Annotated in this window: 1 rRNA gene; it reads left to right on the top strand. The window is 56.4% G+C overall.

What is annotated here, in order from left to right:
• Positions 1–76: 76 nt before the first annotated feature.
• Positions 77–1,619: ribosomal RNA gene (locus ADL05_RS26785) — 23S ribosomal RNA — on the top strand; the annotation flags it as partial.

Raw genomic sequence — 1,619 nt, 5'->3', positions numbered from 1 at the left:
GGTGTGAGTGGTGTCGGAGCTTGCGGTTGGTGTTTTGATTTGTGAATAGTGTGCGCGAGCATCTTATTATCTGTAGTGGCCAAGTGATAGTGGCACACGGTGGATGCCTTGGCATCAGGCGCCGATGAAGGACGTGGGAGGCCGCGATAGGCCACGGGGAGCTGTCAACCGAGCTTTGATCCGTGGGTGTCCGAATGGGGAAACCTAGCCCGAGTTGTGTCGGGTTGCCGCCACCTGAATGTATAGGGTGGTTGGTGGTGACGCGGGGAAGTGAAACATCTCAGTACCCGTAGGAAGAGTAAACAACAGTGATTCCCCTAGTAGTGGTGAGCGAACGGGGAAGAGGCTAAACCGTATGCGTGTGATAGACGGCAGTCGTTGCGTGTGCGGGGTTGTGGGGCGCATCTGTTCGGGTCTGTCGGCCCGGAGCGCTGATGCTGGTGATAGTTGAATCCGTTGGGAAGCGGAACCGTAGTGGGTGAGAGTCCCGTAGACGAAGTTGCCGGCTAGGTGTTGGTGTGTTCCCGAGTAGCGCGGAGCCCGTGAAATTCCGTGTGAATCTGGCAGGACCACCTGCTAAGCCAAAATACGTCCTGATGACCGATAGTGCACTAGTACCGTGAGGGAAAGGTGAAAAGTGCCCCGGTGAGGGGTCGTGAAATAGTACCTGAAACCGTGTGCTGTCAAGCCGTCAGAGCTGAAGCTTGTCTTTGGTGATGGCGTGCCTTTTGAAGAATGAGCCTGCGAGTCATGGTGTGTGGCGAGGTTAACCCGTGTGGGGTAGCCGTAGGGAAACCGAGTCTGAATAGGGCGTTTGAGTCGCATGCTGTGGACCCGAAGCGGAGTGATCTACCCATGTCCAGGGTGAAGCGGGGGTAAGACCTCGTGGAGGCCCGAACCCACCAGGGTTGAAAACCTGGGGGATGAGGTGTGGGTAGGGGTGAAAGGCCAATCAAACTCCGTGATAGCTGGTTCTCCCCGAAATGCATTTAGGTGCAGCGTCACGTGTTTCTTGCTGGAGGTAGAGCTACTGTTTGGCTGATGGGCCCGACCAGGTTACTGACGTCAGACAAACTCCGAATGCCGGTGAAGTGAAGCGTGGCAGTGAGACTGCGGGGGATAAGCTTCGTAGTCGAGAGGGAAACAGCCCAGATCATCAGCTAAGGCCCCTAAGCGTGTGCTAAGTGGGAAAGGTTGTGGAGTTGCTGAGACAACCAGGAGGTTGGCTTAGAAGCAGCCATCCTTTAAAGAGTGCGTAATAGCTCACTGGTCAAGTGGTTCTGCGCCGATAATGTAGCGGGGCTTAAGTACACCGCCGAAGCTGTGAAGCCCAGGACTTGTTTCTGGGTTGGTAGGGGAGCGTCGTGCATCCGGGGAAGCTGCCGAGTGATCGTGTGGTGGAGGGTGTGCGAGTGAGAATGCAGGCATGAGTAGCGAAAGCAGCGTGAGAAACGTTGCCGCCGATTGACTAAGGGTTCCTGGGGCAGGTTAATCCGCCCAGGGTGAGTCTGGACCTAAGGCGAGGCCGACAGGCGTAGTCGATGGATAACGGGTTGATATTCCCGTACCCGTGCACGAGCGTCCAGTATCGAGGCGACGGATGCTAACCACGCTGGCTC

This window comes from Nocardiopsis sp. NRRL B-16309 (assembly GCF_001279585.1).
GTDB lineage: Bacteria > Actinomycetota > Actinomycetes > Streptosporangiales > Streptosporangiaceae > Nocardiopsis.
Note: the sequence above shows the minus strand (reverse complement) of the source record. Positions and strands in the feature narration are given on the sequence as shown.